The sequence below is a fragment of the Streptomyces sp. NPDC050534 genome (assembly GCF_044457745.1).
GTDB lineage: Bacteria > Actinomycetota > Actinomycetes > Streptomycetales > Streptomycetaceae > Streptomyces.
The window spans coordinates 54,349-70,315 of the sequence record NZ_JBITHF010000025.1 but is presented as its reverse complement, the minus strand read 5'-3'; the positions used below and the strand labels follow the sequence as shown (position 1 = coordinate 70,315).

Sequence of the window (15,967 nt, the reverse complement as noted above, 5' to 3'; positions counted from 1 at the left end):
GCAAACCGGGACGCACCACGCCGGACCAGATCACCCTCTACAAGTCGGTCGGCGTGGCAGTACAGGACGCCGCGGCCACGGCCCTGGTTCTCGCCCGCGCCCGCGAGCAGTCGATCGGCGAGGAGATCAGGCTGCAGTGATGCCGCCACCAGCCCACGCCGCGGCATCCGGCACCTGCCGCCTCGGCGGCGACCTCGAGATCAACCGCCCCGGCTACGGCACGATGCAGCGGAGCGGCAAGGGCGTCCGGGGTGTGCGGAAGGACCGGGACGAAGCCGTCCGTGTGCTCAAGCGTGCCGCCGAGCTCGGTGCCCTTACGGTGACGACATCGTCGGCAGGTGCCTGAGCCGGGCGAGAGGTGCGACGGGTCTCTCGGTACGGGCGGCTGGGGCGATCGGCGGCAGAACAGCCCGGTCTTTGCAGACGTCCGTCTCCGCGGACCGCCACTGCTGTCAGCCCACGAGCCGCAGCACGTCCGCCAGGCCGCGTTCACCGGTGCGGTGTTCTGCCGGGAGGATGTAGGTGCGCAGGCCGCAGGCGGCCGCGCCGCCGTCACGGACAGGGTTGTCGCCGACCATGAGGGTGGCGCGAGGGTCGGCGCCGAGGTCGGCGCAGGCCTTGAGGAACAACTCCGGCTCGGGCTTTTCGCGGCCCTGCTCGTAGGAGATGACGCAGGTGTCGATCAAGGCGTCGAGCCCGTGGTGGGCGAGGTGGGTGCGCAGGTCCCAGGCGAAGTCGCTGACGACGGCGATGCGCAGGCCGCGTGCACGCAGGGCACGCAGGACCGGTTCGGTGTCGGGGTACGGGATCCAGGCGTCCGGGGCGGTGAGTTGCCGGTAGGCCGCCTCCTCCGCGCCGCGTAGGAAGTCCACCTGCTCCCACCATCCCCGCATGGCGCGGCGGTGCCGCTGGGGCGAGAGGTCGCGGCCTTCCTGGAGGGCTACGACGGAGGGCAGCCGGAAGGCGGTGCGCAGTTGGTCGGAGATCTCGGTCACCGCGCCGGGTTTGTCGAGTACGGCGAGGCGGCCCGTGGCGGCACCGACCCGGCGCAGCCACGTTTCCAGGTCGATCATCTGGAAGATGGTGTTGCTGAAGTCGAGCAGGACGGCCTGTACCGGAGGCACGGGAGCGGCCATCTCGGCCTCGCTGGGGCGGTAGACGCTCGGAGTTTCGAACAGGGTGTGGTTCACGGGGAGGGCTCTTCGGGTTCGATCGTCGCGGCTTCGACCGTCTCGACGGGCACTCCGAGGTCCCGTATGGCCGCGAGTTCCGCGTCGGGGGTGCCGGTGTCGGTGATGACGGTGTGGTAGTCGGCGACGGTGCCGTACGCGTAGGTGGCGGTCTTGCCGAACTTCGAGTGGTCGGCCAGGAGCAGCACCTGTTCGGCGGCGGCGAGCATGGCCAGCTTCACCTCGACGTAGTCGCTCAGGGGGTGGAAGAGGCGGCCTTCCAGAATGGCGGTGGCGGACATCAGGGCGAGGTCGGCGTGGAGTTGGGACAGGGCGCGGGTGACGGTGGGACCGGTGCAGGAGTTGAAGTCGCCGCGGTAGTGGCCGCCCAGCAGGGTGACGCTGACCGCGGGCGCGGACGCGAGGCGCTGTGCGAGGCCGACGGAGTTGGTGACCACGTGCAGCTGGTCGAGCCGGGCCAGTGCCGGGACCAGGGGGAACAGGGTGGTCGAGTCGTCCATGAGTACCGTGCTGCCCGGCCTGATCCGGGCAGTCACGGCGGCGCACAGCGCGTTCTTGGCGGCGAGGGCGCTGTTCTCACGGAAGCGGGTGGCGGTCTCCATGGTGAGGGCGGGGAAGGCGACGGCCCGGCCGCGCTCCTTGCGCAGCAGATGGCGCCCGGCGAGGTCGTCCAGGTCGCGGTGCATCGTCATCAGGCTGACGTCGAAGTGCCGGGCGAGGTCGTCAATGCGGGTCTCGCCGTGTTCGGCGACATACCGCAGCACGGCTTGCCGCCGCTCCTCGACGGCGGCCTGTGACAGTCGCGTACGGGCGGTCACGGCGCCCCTCCTTCCCGTTCGCTTCGGTCTCGCAGTTTCCCACAGGAGCCGGTGAAGGCCCGCCCCGCCCGTCCTCCGGATCTACGCACCTCCCACGGTGACCAGCACCTTGACCTGCTCGGGGTCGACGGACGCGGCGAAGGCCTCGGCGGCGTCCTCCAGGGGGTAGGTGGCGGTGACGATCTCGGCGGTGTCGATGGCACCGGAGGCGATCAGGGACATGGCGCTGCCGTAGTCCTCGCCGGTGTACATCAGGGTGCCCTCGATACGGATCTCCCGGTCCTGGACCAGGTCGAGGCGGACGGGGGTGGTCCCTGCGGCTCCGACGCCGACGACGATGATCGTGCCGCCCTTGGTGACCAGGTCGGTGGCCTGGGCGATGGACTGCTCGCGCGCCACGCAGTCGAAGACGACGTCGACCGGTCCGCCGAGCACATGACGGGCCTGGTCGGCAAGATCGGCGGCGTCGGCGGGCAGGACCACGTCGGCACCGAGGCGCAGGGCGCGGTCCCGCTTGCCCGGCAGCAGATCGGTGACGGCGATCTTCGCGGCGCCCGCGTGCCGGGCGGCGGCGAGGACGAGCAGGCCGATGGGGCCGGCGCCGAGGACGACGACCGTGCGGCCGGTGAGGTCACCGGCCTTCGCTACGGCGTGCACGGGTGTGGCCAGGGGCTCGACGAGGGCGGCCTCGATGTCGGTCATGCCGTCGGGGACGCGGTGGACGCGGTCGGCCGGGATGGTGAACAGGTCGGCCATGGCGCCGGGCGTCTGGCAGCCGAAGACCTTCAGCTCCTGGCAGATGTTGTAGCGGCCGGAGAGGCACTGGGGGCACCGGCCGCAGTACAGGTTGGGTTCGATGAGCACCCGGTCGCCGGGCGCGAAGTCCTCGGCACCCTTTCCTGCCGCGGCGACGACGCCGACCGCCTCGTGACCGGGGCGGTAGGGCAGGTCGATGAAGGGATGGTGGCCGGCCGCCGCATGGGTGTCGGAGCCGCAGACGCCGACGACCGTGGTGCGTACGAGGAGTTCGTCGTCCCCGGGTACGGGGGCGGGCACCGGCTCGAGGGTGATGTCGTCGAGGGAGCGGACGAGAACGCGGCGGATCTGCTCGGTCATGGTGGCGGGTTCCGTTCGGTGGGGGGCGTTCACGAAGCGACGAGGCCGGGCTGGATCTGGATCTTGCGGCCGATGCCCGCCTGGAAGCGGGCGATCGCGTCCGGGAACGCCGCCAGGGGGAGGCGGTCGCTGATGAAGACGCCCGGGTCGATGACGCCGGTGGCGAAGAGGTCCGTGGCGCGTTCGAAGCTGTGCAGGACGGCCATCGAGCCGGTGATCGTGATCTCCTGGTGGTAGATCTTGTACGGCTCGATGGTGGCCCGGGTGGCATGGCCGGCGACCCCGAACTGCAGGTAGGTGCCGCCCTTGCCGACCCGGCCGAGGGCGTCCTGGATGGCCTTGGCGTTGCCGGTGGCGTCGACGACCACATCCCAGCCGTAGGGCGGCCGGTCGAGCTCGTCGGCAGACGCGGCACCGGCGGAACAGCCCAACTGCCATGCCGTGGCCAGGCGTTCGGCATTGATGTCGACGACGTCGACGCTCGCGGCGCCGGTGGCCTTGGCGAGCTGGAGCATCATCAGCCCCATGGTTCCGGCGCCGTAGACGAGCACGCGGGAGGCGAGGCGGTTGCGCAGGACGTCGTAGCCGCGCACGGCGCAGGACAGCGGTTCGATCAGGGCCGCGTCCTGGACGTCCACGTGGTCGGGCAGCCGTACGCAGTTGGCGACGGGTGCCACGGCGTACTCGGCGGCACCGCCGGCCACGGTCACGCCGATCGCCTGCCACCGGTCGCACAGGTTGTTGCGGCCGAGGCGGCAGTAGCGGCACTCGAAGCAGTACAGCGAGGGGTCCACAGCCACCCGGTCGCCAATGGCGAGTTCGGTCACCTCGCTGCCGAGGCCCACGACCTCCCCGGCGAACTCGTGGCCCGGGATGATGGGCAGCTTCGGGGCGAACTCCCCTTGGAGGATGTGCAGGTCGGTGCCGCACAGACCGCTTGCCGCGACCTTGACGACGACTTCGCGCGGGCCGGGGGCGGGGTCGTCGACCGTGGTGATCTCGACGTCCCCGGGCTGGGTGATGACGGCTGCTTTCACTTCACGGCTCCCAGCGAGAGGCCGCGGACGAGCTTGTCCTGGGCGGCGAAGCCGGCGATGAGGACGGGCAGGGAGACGAGAGTGGCGGCGGCGCAGAGCCGGGCCAGGAAGAGGCCCTCGTTGGTGATGAAGCCGACCAGGAAGACCGGTGCGGTGGATGCCTGCGTGGCGGTGAGGTTCACGGCGAACATGAACTCGTTCCAGCTGAAGATGAAGCAGATCAGGGAGGTGGCGGCGAGTCCGGGCATGGCGACCGGCGCGACGACGCGCCACAGGACGGTGAGCAGGTTGGCGCCGTCCACCTCGGCCGCCTCGAGGATCTCCTTGGGGACCTCGGCGAGGAAGGAGCGCATCATCCACACCGCGATCGGGAGGTTCATGGCGGTGTAGAGGACGATCAGCGTCCACACGTTGTCGAGCATCCCGGCGTCCTTGACGATCAGGTACACGGGCAGCAGGGCGGCGATGGCGGGCAGGAACTTGGTGGACAGGAAGAAGAACATCACGTCGGTCCACTTCTCGACCGGCTTGATGGACAGCGCGTAGGCCGCCGGCACCGACAGGGCGAGCACCAGGATCGTGGAGATGATGCTGGCCATGGCCGAGTTGAGGAGGAAGGGGGTGATGTCCCGGCTGAACAGCAGCCTGTACTGGTCGAAGGTGAGCGGCGCGAAGGGGGTCGGCGGGTTGGTGGCCGCGTCGGCCTCCTGGTGGAAGGAGGTGAGCACCATCCACGCGACCGGCGCGAAGAACGCCAGGGTGGCGAGCCAGGCGACGAACGTCCACAGCGGCGACAGCTTGGGCGCGCCGCCGTGGTCGTCGCGACGGCGAAGGAGCTTCTTGAACCTCGCCCCGGGGGCGGCGACTGCTGCGTGCGCGGTCATCGGGATACCTCCTCGCGGAAGAGCGATGCGATGGTGCGCAGCGCGAAGGTGGCGATCACGATCGAGCCGAGCACGACGACCACGCCGGCGGCGGCGGCTTGGCCGTACTCGTACTTGCGGAACATGGTCAGGTAGATCTCGTAGGGCAGGTTGGTGGTCTGGGAGCCGGGGCCGCCCTGGGTGATGGTGTAGACCGCGTCGAAGGTCTGCACGACGTAGATCGTGCCGAGCAGGATGCCCAGTTCGAGGTACTGGCGCAGGTGCGGCAGGGTGATGTGGCGGAAGGTCTGCAGCGCCGAGGCCCCGTCCATGCGGGCCGCCTCCAGGACGTCACCGGGCTGCGCCTGCAGACCGGCCAGCAGGATCAGCATCATGAACGGCGTCCACTGCCAGACCAGGGAGATGACGACGGCCGGCATGGGGTACGACGAAACCCAGTCGACGGTGGGGCCGTTGGCGGCGCCGAACAGTCGCCATACGGCGTTGAGGGTGCCGTTTAGCAGGCCGTAGTCGGGGTTGTAGATGGCGTGTTTCCACAGCAGTGCCGCCGCGACCGGCATGACCAGGAACGGAGAGATGAGCAGGGTGCGGGCCAGGCCGCGGCCCAGGAAGCGGCGGTCCAGCAGCATGGCCAGACCGAGGCCGAGGACCACGCTGATGAGCACCACGGATGCGGTGAGGACGATGGTGTTGAGGACCGCGGTGCGCAGTCGCTCGTCGGTGAAGACGAACTTGAAGTTGGACAGGCCGACGAAATGCCTCTCGCCCGGCTTGAGGATGTTCCACTGGAGGGTGGAGATCACCAGCGTGGCCACGAAGGGCAGTTGGGTGACGACGATGGTGAAGATCAGCGCCGGCAGCAGGGGGATGCGGCGCTTCCACTTGGTGATGCCCGAGGACTTTCGGGCCCGGGCGGGGGGTGGTGCTGTTTTGGGGGGTGCGGTGAGCGTGGTCATGGATGGTTCCTCTGCCGGTGACGGCCGGGGTCGGGGAAGCGGTGCCCGGCCGGGGGAGTGCCGGCCGGGCACTGAAGGTCACTTCTGGTAGTTCTTGGCGACGTCCTCGGCGAGCTTCTGGCCGTCGTTCAGTGCCTTGTCCACGCTGGTCTTGCCGGCGATGGCGGCGGAGATCTCCTGGGTGACCTTGGTGCCCAGGTCCTGGAACTCCGGGATGGCCACGTACTGGATGCCCACGGTCGGCCGGGGTTGGACGCCCGGGTTGGCGGGGTCGGCCTGCTCGATGGACTTCAGGGTGAGGCCACCGAAGGAGGCGGCGGCCTTCTGGTACTGCGGGATGGCGTACGTGCTGGCCCGCTTGCCGGACGGCACCCGCGCCCAGCCGAGCTTCTCGCCGACCACCTTCTCGTACTTCTTGCTGGAGGCCCACAGCATGAACTTCGAAGCGGCGTCCGCGTTCTTCGTGGTCTTGGGCATGGCCCACGCCCAACTCCACAGCCAGCCGCTGCTCTTGGTCCCGACGGTCGGCGCGTACGCGTAGCCGACGTGACCGGCGATCTTGCTGGCGCTGGGGTCCTCCAGGGATCCGGCGGCGCTGGTCGCGTCGTACCACATTGCGACCTTCTTCTGGCTCATGGCGTTGAGGCACTCGGTGAAGCCGGACTGGGCGGCTCCCGCCTCGCCGTGCTTCTTGACCAGGTCGACGTAGAAGTTGGTGGCCTTCTTGAAGGCGGGGCTGTTGACCTGGGCCTTCCAGTCCTTGGTGAACCAGGTGCCGCCGAAGGTGTTGACCACACTGGTCAGCGGCGCGCCCAGTTCGCCCCAGCCAGCCAGTCCCCGCAGGCAGATGCCCCGCATGCCGGGCTCGGCGCCGTCGACCTTGGCGGCGATGTCGGCGATCTGCTGCCAGGTCGGGTGTTCGGGCACCGTGATGCCCTTCGCCTTCATGACGTCCTTGTTGTACATGAGGAAGGACGACTCGCCGTAGAACGGCAGGGCGTAGAGCTTGCCGTCGGAGCCGGACAGCGATGTGACGATCGGCTTGAGCAGGTCGGCCTTGTCGAAGCTGGTGTCCTTGTCGGCGTAGGAACCCAGTTCGTGCAGCCAGCCGTTCTTGGTCCAGATGGGGACCTCGTAGGCGCCGATGGTGGCGACGTCGTACTGGCCGGCCTGGGTGGCGATGTCCTGGGTGACCTTGTCGCGCAGCTCGTTCTCGGGCAGGACGGTGAAGTTGACCTTGATGCCGGTGTCCTTGGTGAACGTGCTCTTGGTCAGCTTCTGGATGTCCTCCATCTGCGGGTTGCCGACCATCAGCACGTTGACGCTCTTGCCGCTGCCCGAGGATCCGCCGGCTCCGGCTCCCGAACAGGCGGTGGCGAGTAGGGCGGTGGCTGCGGCGCCGGCGATGAGGGCGTATCTGGTCGATGGCATGACGGGGGACCTCTCGTGCGGGTGGGTCGGGGATACGGCGTGGGGGCTCCCATGGCGGCGCCGCTCGGCGCCCGGACAGCTGCTTGGCAGGGTTCGCCGGGGCGTCGACCGAGATCAGCTGGGGAGGGGTGTGGGTGCGGGCCTGGGGTGTCGGCCGCAATGTCGATGGCCGAATTATTATCAGATTACGTCTCAGTTGTTAACACATCTTGCGAGAAAACTTTCCCGCATCTATCGTCAGGTCGCCTCGCAAGGGGCTGGGGACGCCTTGGTTCTGCTCGCTGCCAAACCGGCCGATCATCGAGGCAAGGGCCTGGCGCCGAACAGTCCCCGATCCCGGCCCTGCCACTGTCATCCCCGAGGAACCCGCATGAGCGCCAGATCCGAAGCCGCACACCAGCCTGCCGTCGTAGTCGCCGGAGACGCGCTGGTGGACCTCACCCCCACCCGCGCGGCCGACGGTGCCGCAGCCTTTCAGCCGTGCCCGGGTGGCTCCTGTCTCAATGTCACCGCCGGGCTGGGCCGCCTCGGAATACCCACGGCGCTGCTCGCGCGCATCTCCGACGACCACTTCGGCGACCTGCTGCGCGCGCACCTGGAGACCTCCGGCACCTGGCTCACCCATGTACTGCCGACGTCCGACCCCACGACCCTCGCCGCCGTGCGCCTGCACGACGACGGATCTGCCGCCTACTCCTTCCATGTCAACGGTGCAGCCGACCGCGGCCTGCGCCCCGAACACCTCGCTGCCCTGCCGGGCGGCGGCACGTTGCCCCCAGGGGCGGCACTGCACCTCGGCTCGCTGGGACTGGTGCTGGAACCCCTGGCCTCGACCCTTGACGGACTGTTGCGCCGAGAGGCGGGCCAACGGCTGGTGTCCCTCGATCCGAACGTAAGGCCGGGCCTGGTCACCGACAGCGCCGCCTATCTTCGGCGGCTCGCCGACTGGGTGGCGCTCTCCGACGTGGTGAAGGCGAGCGACGAGGACCTGGCCTGGCTCCACCCCGACGAGCCGTACGAAGTGGTGGCCGACCGCTGGCTCTCCTCCGGAGCGGGGCTCGTCCTGATCACGCTCGGGTCCCGGGGCGCCTGGGCCGCCGGCCGCCACGCCCGCGTGCATGTTCCCGCCCCGGCAGTCGAGGTCGTCGACACGGTGGGAGCGGGCGACGCCTTCACCGCCGGGGCGCTCGCCCATCTGCACCGCACTGGCCGGCTCAGCCGCGACGGCGTCGACGATCTCCGGGTCGGCGATCTCACCCTCCTGCTGTCGTACGCCGTGGAGATCGCGGCCGACACTTGCACCCGTGCGGGCGCCCAGCCGCCGTACCACCGCGGTGTACGGATCCCGTCGTAGCCCTCCTGCGGCCCGCCCGGTGTCGGTGCCACCCCGGTCAGGCAACTCGCTACGAGGTGGTCTGGATGGCCAGCCAAGCCACCACCGATGTCCCCTTACCGTCGTGCCGCAGGTCGACGCGGGTGGCAAGCGCGTGGACGATGTCGAGGCCGCGGCCGCACTCGTCCGGATCACCGCCCCCGGACGGTGGGCGTGACGGCGAGGGCTCCCCGTGATCGCTGACGCCGATGCACAGCGTCTCCGGGCCACGGATCATGCACAGCGACATCTCGCTGCGCCCGTGCGTGGCCGCGTTCGCACCGAGCTCTCCCACGATCAGGACGGCCGCGTCCCGCTCGTCGTCCGAGAGTCGCCAGCGGGTGAGCAGATCGGCGGCGGTAGCACGCAGGCAGCCGACAAGTGCTTCCTGGGCCGGAAGAGTGAAACGGGCCTTCGGGGAGCGGTGCGGCAGGACCAGGGTCCTCGGTCCGGGAAGGATCGGGAGCGCGGTGTAGGGGGACATGACCGGAGCTTTCGGGCTGGGGGAACGCGATGCCACGTCGGGTGACGGGTGAAACGGGGCCACAGACCGGGACCGCCGCGAGAGTTGTCGTGCGGCTCTTTCTACGCTCACGCCAGCTGTTATTCAATATTTTCAGCTGATAAATCGCAGAAAATACGTTAAAGGATCTTCGCTCAGGCTGTGGTGTTGGGAGACACTCCGCACTCACTCCGTGGCCCCGGGCGCTGCGAGGCGGGCCCAAACCGGTCCGAGCGCCTCCAGCGCCTCCTGGTACACCCGGTACGCCTCGTCGAGTACGGCCGCCCGGTCGGCGTGGGGCTCATGGCGCCTGAGCACGCGGGCGGCGGCGCGCCGGTCCGTCACGTCATCGAGTAGTCCGACAGCGGTGGCGGCGAGCAGGGCCGCACCCCGGGCAGCGCTCTCCTCCACGTCGGTCACCACGACCGGGCGCCGCAGAGCGTCGGCGAACATCTGGCTCCACACCTCGCTGCGCGCGGCTCCGCCGGTCAGGCGGGCTGCCGCACCGGTGACGGGCAGCTTCGAGCAGAGCGCGTCGACGTGCCAGCGGTGGTTGAGAACGACGCCTTCCATCAGGGCCCGCAACAGATGGCCGCGGCCGTGCCAGCCGCGCAGACCGAGGAACGTCCCGGACGTGGGCCGCGGGTGCGGGGAGCCGTAGACGAACGGATGGAACAACACCTCCGACGGGCCGTCCAGGCACGCCTCGACCTCTTGGTCAATCGCCTCGTGGATGCCGCCCCCGTGCTCGGCCTGTGCGCTCATGACCTGCAGGAACCATTCCAGGTTCACCACCGACGCGGGCGAGGTGGACATGATCATCCACTGCCCCGGGCGGACGAAGTGACGGACCTGCCAGCGCGGATCGACGACGGGACGCTCGCTGATCACCTGGTTGATGCTGAACGACCCGGCGATCAGGCACAGTTCACCCGGGGTCGTGCCACCGAGTCCGAGTGCGGCGGCGTCGACGTCATGGGCTCCCATGACGACAGGGGTGCCGGCGGTGAGCCCGCTGAGCGCGCCGGCTTCGCGGGTGACGGTTCCGCTCACCGCGTCGCAGGCCAGAACGGGCGGCAGCATGCCTGCGAGCGGTCCGAGGCCGTACAGGTCCAGCACTTCAGGTGAGTAGCCGCCCCGCCGCATGTCGGTGAAGGAGGCGCCGGCGTCGGTGGGATCGGTGGCCACCGCGCCCGTCAGCATCAGGCGCAGCCAGTCCTTGCAGGACAGCAGCCAACGGGCCTGCTGAAGTACCCCGGGCTCGTGGCGGCTGAGCCAGGCCAGCAGGGCGGCCGGGGAACCCGCGAAGGGCACCGTGCCCGACAGCGACAGGGCACGTGACCAGATCGGAGTGTCCCGCCACTCCTCCAGCACCGCTTCGGCGCGCGTGTCCATCGCCACGATCGCTGCCCGCACCGGCCGACCCCGCTCGTCGACGGCATACAGTCCGTCGCCGTGCCCGGCCAGCCCCACCGCGGCGACGGAGCGTCCCGCCTCCGGTCCCGCCTCGGCGAGACAGGCGGCGATGGCCTGGCACGCCGTCCGCCACACGTCGTCCATGTCCCGCTCGACCCAGTGCGGCTGAGGTGTCTTCAGCGGCAGCGTGCCGCTGCCCCGCGCCACCGCTCGGCCTCTGGCGTCGAACAGCACGGCCTTGGTCACGGTGTGTCCCGCGTCGACACCGAGCACCAGTTCACGTGCCACCGCTCACACCCACCCCAGCTCGAGTGCGTTGACCGCGGCGGCGCACCGGCCGGTCGTGGCGAGTTCGGCCATCGCCTCGGCGACGAGCCGCGCTGACCGCAGCGTCGTGGTCGTCGTATCACCGGCGTAGTGCGTGGTGATCGTGGCGTTGTCCAACGAGCGCCAGGGACTGTCCAGGGGGAGCGGCTCCTGGTCGTGCACGTCGAGCCCCGCCCCGCCGAGACGGCGGTTCACCAGGGCCTCGTACAGGGCGCCGATGTCGACCAGTCGGCTGCGCGCGGTGTTCACGAAGTAGGCGGTCGGCTTCATCAGCGCGAAGTGCCGGGCGCCGATGAACCGCTCGGTCTCGGCGGTCAGCCGGGCGAAGAGCTGCACGACGTCGGATTCGCGGAAGACGGTGTCCAGGTCACCTGCCCGCATGGCGCCGTGGTGCGCCAGGATGTCGTCGGGCACGTACGGGTCGTACGCGATCAGGCGAGCGCCGAAGCCGCGCATCCGCTCGGCGAACGCCCGTCCCACATGGCCCAGGCCGATCAGGCCGACGGTGCCGGCGCCGATCTCCTGGCCGGGGCAGCCGAAGTCCTTCCGCCATTCGCCGCCCTTGACGGAAGCGTCGGCTCGGGCGATGTCCCTCGCTTCCGCGAGCATCAGCCCAATGGCGAGTTCGGCGACGGCCGTGGCGTTGCGTCCGGACACCGGGACGACGGCCACGCCGCGCGCGGTCGCGGCGGCGATGTCGACGTTCTCCAGCCCCGCACGGGCCACGCAGACGGCCCGCAACTGACCAGCAGCCTGGAGCACTTCCCGGGGCACCGGCGCGAAGTGCACGGCCAGCACCTCGGCATCGCCAACCACGCCCACGATCTCGCCGGGCACCGGCACGGCCCCGGCCCCGTGCCACTCCATGGTCTGCTGCGCCGCGTGTTGCTCGGCCTTGGTCCCCGACCAGTCGACGCAGCGGACGGGTCCGAAGCGGGGGCCACACACCTCCGCCAGGGCATCGACGTAGTACCCGGCAGGGATGAAACGATCACCGACGACCAGAACGCGCACTGTGGTCTCCTCACGTACCGAAGCCACACCGACCACGGGCCCGATCGTCCCACGTAGGGGCCGGCGGGGCGGGACCGCCGCCGTCGGACGACAGGCAGAGCGACGACGACGCACTGGTGGATGGCAAAGAAGCCCGCAGCCGGCGCCGTGATCCACAACGATTGCGCACGCCACGGCAGGCAGGCGCGCGCTGGCGCGGGCTCATGCTGTGGACTGGGCCGTCTCTGTCGCTCTCGCCCAGGCTTTGCCGACCCTGCCTGTGGGCTCTGACCTGCACCATGAGCCGAAATTGTGGACAGGGTTTGTCGTGTCCGTTGTCCAGTGCCAAATGCCTGCTGAGAGATCTCTGTCGTGGTCCCCAATCGGATGTGGCCGCTCGGACGGTGAGTTCACGGCACAGCACGCGCAGTCCCGAGCAGTCGATGAACTCCACGCCGCGCAGATCCACCAGGATGTCCGGGCACGGCCGCCCGGTCGCCGCGTCGAGGTGCTCCAGGACGAACTCCGCGGTCGCCACGTCGATCTCGCCCACGACCTCGACGACGACGAACCCGTCCACCACCCGGGTACGGGCGTACGGGTTCGCAGCGGGTGGTTCGCAGGCGTGGTCGTCAGCATCCGGAGTCATGGCCGCTCCACCAAGCCAAGGGGCACGCTCGATCTCGGTAGCTACCCCGGCGCGGCGCGCGCCATCCCTGCCGGAAGATCCCTCCGTCTCGGTTCACTCGACCTGGTGAACGCGAGTGAGATCGCTTGACAACTCGGTTGATTACGCCCCTATTTGCGGTCGCGGTGACTCGTGTCGCACCACGGGAAGCGACGGCTGCGGCGGCAGGTGCACAGCGCGACCTGGAAGCGGTCGGAGCGGACCGTGCTGCCGTCCTCAAGCGCCACCTCGACCGGCCCCTCCACGAGGAGCGGGCCCCGGCGCTGGACCTTGACGCGGCGTGCGGGTTCAGACGGGGAGTTCGGCACGGACGACCACCAGCTCTTCCTTCTGGTCCTCGGCGGACATCAGGCCCCGCCCGCGCAGCCAGCCGGCCCGCGAGCGCAGTACCGGGCCGAACGCGATGTGGCGGCGGCGGGTCACGGCCGCCTTGAGCCCGGCGTCGTGCAGATGGCCGAGCGTGCGGTCGGGATCGCTGAGCGCGGAGTGGACCATCAGCAGGACGCCGCCCGGGCGCAGCAGGTCCGGGGCCTCCCGGCAGATCCGGTCCAGCAGGAGGCGGCCGTCATGGCCGGCGTCCCAGGCCCGGGCCGCGCTGTGCGGGCGGATGCGGGCGGTGGGAGCCGGTACGTACGGCGGGTTGGACAGGATCAGGTCGAACGACTGGCCCCGCACCGGCGCGAACAGGTTCCCCTGCCGGGTGTGCAGGGGAAGTCCGGCCAGGTAGGCGTTCATGCGGGCGGTCCACACCGCCCGCCACGAGAGGTCGACCGCGGTCACGCGGGTACCGCGCCGCGCGGCCGCGAGGGCCAGCGCGCCGGACCCGGTGCCCACGTCGAGAACGTCCGCGCCCGGCGACAGCGGCTCCTCGGACAGGGCTCCGGCCAAGAGGTCTGTGTCGTCCTGCGGGGCGTACACGCCCGGCGTCACCAGTGGTTTCACCCGGCACAAGTACCCCGGCATTCACGAAATAAAGGAGATATCGGAAGAGACGGGCGTTCGCAGGGACGACCTGCCCGCGCGCCAGTCCCCGAGCAGCCGGGCCGCCAGGCGGTCCTCGGTGTACCCGGTGGCGCCGATGCCGAACACCACGTCGGAGGCCAGGTGCGGCTCGTCGGCCAGCAGGCCCTCGATGACTTCATGGCGGACGACCTGCTCGTGGACGGCGTCGGCCTCGACATGCTCGTCGTAGAAGTGCTCCGCGGCCGGTCCCGCGCCGGTGCGGCGCATCGCTTCGGCGAGCCGCCGGGATCCGGGCGACGAGGTGATCTCGACGGCCGCGAAGTGGCCCACCAGCGCGCCCCGCAGGGATCGGTGGAGGCCGAACAGGGACATCAGATTGACCGTGGCCAGCATCTCCGCGCTCGCCACGTCGAGATGGCGGCCGTACGCCGTGTCGAGGCCGAGGTCCGTCATCAGGTCGGCGAACAGGCGCGCGTGCACCCGTTCGGCACGGCCGCCGCCGAACTCGTCGAACTCCACCGCCGCCATGGCCGCCTTGGCCCGGCCCGCGAGCCGCGGCAGCACCCAGGCGTGCGGGTCGGCCTCCTTGAGGTGGTACAGCGAGCGCTGCGCGGCGTACTCGCGCAGGTGCCACAACTCACCCTCGTCGCGCAGGAAATGGGAGACGCCGTCACCGTCGACGGGCTCGACGAGCAGCTCGGCGATCGCGTCGTCGACGGTGTCGTGCACCGGGGTGTCCGCGCGCAGGGCGGTCAGGAAGCGGTGCTCCAGCGCCGCCCGGGTGCGCAGCAGGTCGGGGTCCCACTCGTGGTCGGGGCTGACGCCCGCGAAGCCGCGGTAGTGCAGTTCGTAGCAGAGGTAGAGGGCGAGCTGGAGGTCGTCGCCGTAGGCGTCCGCCACCGCGACCTCTTCGGGGCGCGGCAGCGGTCCGGCGTCGAGCAGATGGCCCTTCACGGCGGCCGATACCGGTCCCCGGGGGATCGGCAGCCGTGGGCCCGCGTGGTCGTGCGTCATGCGGGCCGGGTACCCGGGCGGCGGCGGGCCATCCACGGCGTGGGGCGGGACGGGAAGCGGGCACTCCGGGGTGCCGGGGTGCCTCCGGGCCGGCGTCTGCCCGACCTGCCCGGAGGCACTCGATCGCTCCCCCTCGGACCAGGAAGTTCCCGGGCCCCGGTTCAGGTCGTCGCGGCCGCGAGGTGCAGCCGCACCGGGTCCGGGGGAGTGGGCGCCTCGGCGACGCGGGTGATCTCCGCCCACCAGGACGCGCCGTCCTCGATGTGGCGCAGCAGCACGCCCTCGCGGATCGCCCACGGGCAGATGCTGACCGTCTTCAGGCCCGTCAGCTTCAGCGCGGTGTGCCCGACCACGGCCCCGGCCAGGCTCTGCCGGGCGCGCGGCGCGGAGATGCCGGGCAGCCCGGCGCGCTGGGCGACCGGCAGAGCCGCCAGCCGGCCGACCGCCTCCCGCAGGTCCGCGCGGTGCAACTGCCGCTCCTCGAACGGGCCGTGGCGCCCCGGCGCCGCCCCGCACAACCGGCCCAGCTGCTGGAACGTACGTGAGGTGACCACCGCGGTGCGGGGCCCCTCCCAGCGGATCCGCGCCGCCACGTCCCGCAGCTGGTGCCGGACCTTGCGGCGCAGCGCGCGCATCTGGTCCGGCGCGGGCGGCTCGTCGTCCGGGAAGAACTCATGGGTCAGCCGTCCCGCACCGAGCGGCAGCGAGGCCACGAAGTCCGGCAGTCGGCCCCGTCCGAAGGCCACCTCGAGGGAACCGCCGCCGATGTCCAGCAGGGCCAGCGGTCCCGACCGCCAGCCCATCCAGCGCCGCGCTCCCAGGAACGTCAGCTCGGCCTCCAGCTCGCCCGGCAGGGTGCACAGCGCGACCCCGGTCCGCGACCGGACGGCGCGCAGCACCTCCTGGCGGTTGGGGGCGGCCCGCACCACGGCGGTCGCGAAGGCCAGCGGACCGGCGGCACCCCAGCGGGTCGCGGTCCGGCTCGCCTCCGCGACCGCCGTGACCAGCCGCTCCACCGCCTCTTCGGGGATGTCGCTGCCCGGCTTCACCTGCTCGCTCAGCCGCAGCCGCCACTTTGCGGTGTGCACCGGCAGCGGCACCCCGCCCTCGGCGTCCGCCACCACCAGCCGGACCGTGTTCGATCCCACATCCACCACGCTGATTCTCATGGCCCGGTGGGTACCCCGGTCCGGACGCGCACACGCACGCCGGGGGGAGCCGTAAGCGAATCGCAAAGCCGCGCGAGGGCGCGGGACTTGG

The 15,967-nt window shown here is 70.7% G+C and carries 18 protein-coding genes; 3 read left to right on the top strand and 15 right to left on the bottom strand.

Annotated features, from left to right (window positions below):
- The first annotated feature begins 53 nt into the window (after positions 1-53).
- Together ACIBN2_RS45350 and ACIBN2_RS45345 are read left to right on the top strand one after the other, a co-directional pair.
- Positions 54-140: a hypothetical protein gene (locus ACIBN2_RS45350; RefSeq protein ID WP_399143652.1), complete on the top strand. Its 87-nt coding sequence runs from the start codon at positions 54-56 to the stop codon at positions 138-140.
- The gene (locus tag ACIBN2_RS45345) at positions 140-346 is read left to right on the top strand and encodes a hypothetical protein (protein ID WP_399143649.1); all 207 of its coding nucleotides are present in this window, start codon (positions 140-142) and stop codon (positions 344-346) included. Before ACIBN2_RS45350 ends, ACIBN2_RS45345 begins: the two co-directional genes overlap by 1 nt.
- A gap of 106 nt (positions 347-452) precedes the next feature.
- Here ACIBN2_RS45345 and ACIBN2_RS45340 read toward each other — a convergent pair whose 3' ends face one another.
- From ACIBN2_RS45340 to ACIBN2_RS45310, 7 genes are all read right to left on the bottom strand, one after another.
- Complete coding sequence (locus ACIBN2_RS45340; protein ID WP_399143648.1) at positions 453-1,190, bottom strand: HAD family hydrolase; 738 nt, start codon at positions 1,188-1,190, stop codon at positions 453-455.
- Entirely contained in the window at positions 1,187-2,008 is an 822-nt protein-coding gene (locus ACIBN2_RS45335) for a DeoR/GlpR family DNA-binding transcription regulator (RefSeq protein WP_399143647.1), read from the bottom strand. The genes ACIBN2_RS45340 and ACIBN2_RS45335 overlap by 4 nt, the downstream gene beginning before the upstream one ends.
- Before the next feature lie 81 nt (positions 2,009-2,089).
- Positions 2,090-3,124 (bottom strand): zinc-binding dehydrogenase, encoded by a 1,035-nt coding sequence (locus ACIBN2_RS45330; RefSeq protein WP_399143646.1) that lies wholly within the window; start codon positions 3,122-3,124, stop codon positions 2,090-2,092.
- Positions 3,125-3,153: 29 nt separating this feature from the next.
- On the bottom strand, positions 3,154-4,161 hold the full coding sequence (locus ACIBN2_RS45325; protein WP_399143645.1) for a zinc-dependent alcohol dehydrogenase family protein: 1,008 nt from the start codon (positions 4,159-4,161) through the stop codon (positions 3,154-3,156).
- Complete coding sequence (locus ACIBN2_RS45320; protein ID WP_399143644.1) at positions 4,158-5,045, bottom strand: carbohydrate ABC transporter permease; 888 nt, start codon at positions 5,043-5,045, stop codon at positions 4,158-4,160. The genes ACIBN2_RS45325 and ACIBN2_RS45320 overlap by 4 nt, the downstream gene beginning before the upstream one ends.
- Entirely contained in the window at positions 5,042-6,001 is a 960-nt protein-coding gene (locus ACIBN2_RS45315; protein ID WP_399143643.1) for a carbohydrate ABC transporter permease, read from the bottom strand. Before ACIBN2_RS45315 ends, ACIBN2_RS45320 begins: the two co-directional genes overlap by 4 nt.
- A 78-nt stretch (positions 6,002-6,079) precedes the next feature.
- Positions 6,080-7,432, bottom strand: a complete 1,353-nt coding sequence (locus tag ACIBN2_RS45310; RefSeq protein WP_399143642.1) for an ABC transporter substrate-binding protein — start codon at positions 7,430-7,432, stop codon at positions 6,080-6,082.
- 370 nt (positions 7,433-7,802) lie between these two features.
- Here ACIBN2_RS45310 and ACIBN2_RS45305 point away from each other — a divergent pair, with 370 nt between their 5' ends.
- Positions 7,803-8,786, top strand: coding sequence for a carbohydrate kinase (locus ACIBN2_RS45305; RefSeq protein WP_399143641.1), 984 nt, complete (start codon positions 7,803-7,805; stop codon positions 8,784-8,786).
- A gap of 49 nt (positions 8,787-8,835) precedes the next feature.
- Here the strand turns inward: ACIBN2_RS45305 and ACIBN2_RS45300 are convergent, their stop codons facing one another.
- The 8 genes from ACIBN2_RS45300 to ACIBN2_RS45265 form a co-directional block, all read right to left on the bottom strand.
- Positions 8,836-9,288 carry an ATP-binding protein gene (locus tag ACIBN2_RS45300; RefSeq protein ID WP_399143640.1) on the bottom strand — a complete coding sequence of 151 codons (453 nt, stop codon included), beginning with the start codon at positions 9,286-9,288 and terminating at the stop codon, positions 8,836-8,838.
- A gap of 204 nt (positions 9,289-9,492) precedes the next feature.
- Entirely contained in the window at positions 9,493-11,010 is a 1,518-nt protein-coding gene (locus ACIBN2_RS45295; protein WP_399143639.1) for an FGGY-family carbohydrate kinase, read from the bottom strand.
- A 3-nt stretch (positions 11,011-11,013) separates the two neighbouring features.
- The gene (locus ACIBN2_RS45290) at positions 11,014-12,063 is read right to left on the bottom strand and encodes an NAD(P)-dependent oxidoreductase (RefSeq protein WP_399143638.1); all 1,050 of its coding nucleotides are present in this window, start codon (positions 12,061-12,063) and stop codon (positions 11,014-11,016) included.
- Between the two features lie 10 nt (positions 12,064-12,073).
- Positions 12,074-12,691 carry an STAS domain-containing protein gene (locus tag ACIBN2_RS45285; protein ID WP_399143637.1) on the bottom strand — a complete coding sequence of 206 codons (618 nt, stop codon included), beginning with the start codon at positions 12,689-12,691 and terminating at the stop codon, positions 12,074-12,076.
- A 149-nt stretch (positions 12,692-12,840) separates the two neighbouring features.
- Positions 12,841-13,038 carry a CDGSH iron-sulfur domain-containing protein gene (locus ACIBN2_RS45280; RefSeq protein ID WP_399143636.1) on the bottom strand — a complete coding sequence of 66 codons (198 nt, stop codon included), beginning with the start codon at positions 13,036-13,038 and terminating at the stop codon, positions 12,841-12,843.
- Positions 13,019-13,693 carry a HemK2/MTQ2 family protein methyltransferase gene (locus ACIBN2_RS45275; protein ID WP_399143635.1) on the bottom strand — a complete coding sequence of 225 codons (675 nt, stop codon included), beginning with the start codon at positions 13,691-13,693 and terminating at the stop codon, positions 13,019-13,021. Before ACIBN2_RS45275 ends, ACIBN2_RS45280 begins: the two co-directional genes overlap by 20 nt.
- Positions 13,694-14,707, bottom strand: a complete 1,014-nt coding sequence (locus ACIBN2_RS45270) for an iron-containing redox enzyme family protein (protein ID WP_399143634.1) — start codon at positions 14,705-14,707, stop codon at positions 13,694-13,696.
- A 161-nt stretch (positions 14,708-14,868) separates the two neighbouring features.
- Positions 14,869-15,876 carry a Ppx/GppA family phosphatase gene (locus ACIBN2_RS45265; protein WP_399143633.1) on the bottom strand — a complete coding sequence of 336 codons (1,008 nt, stop codon included), beginning with the start codon at positions 15,874-15,876 and terminating at the stop codon, positions 14,869-14,871.
- Positions 15,877-15,967: the final 91 nt, after the last annotated feature.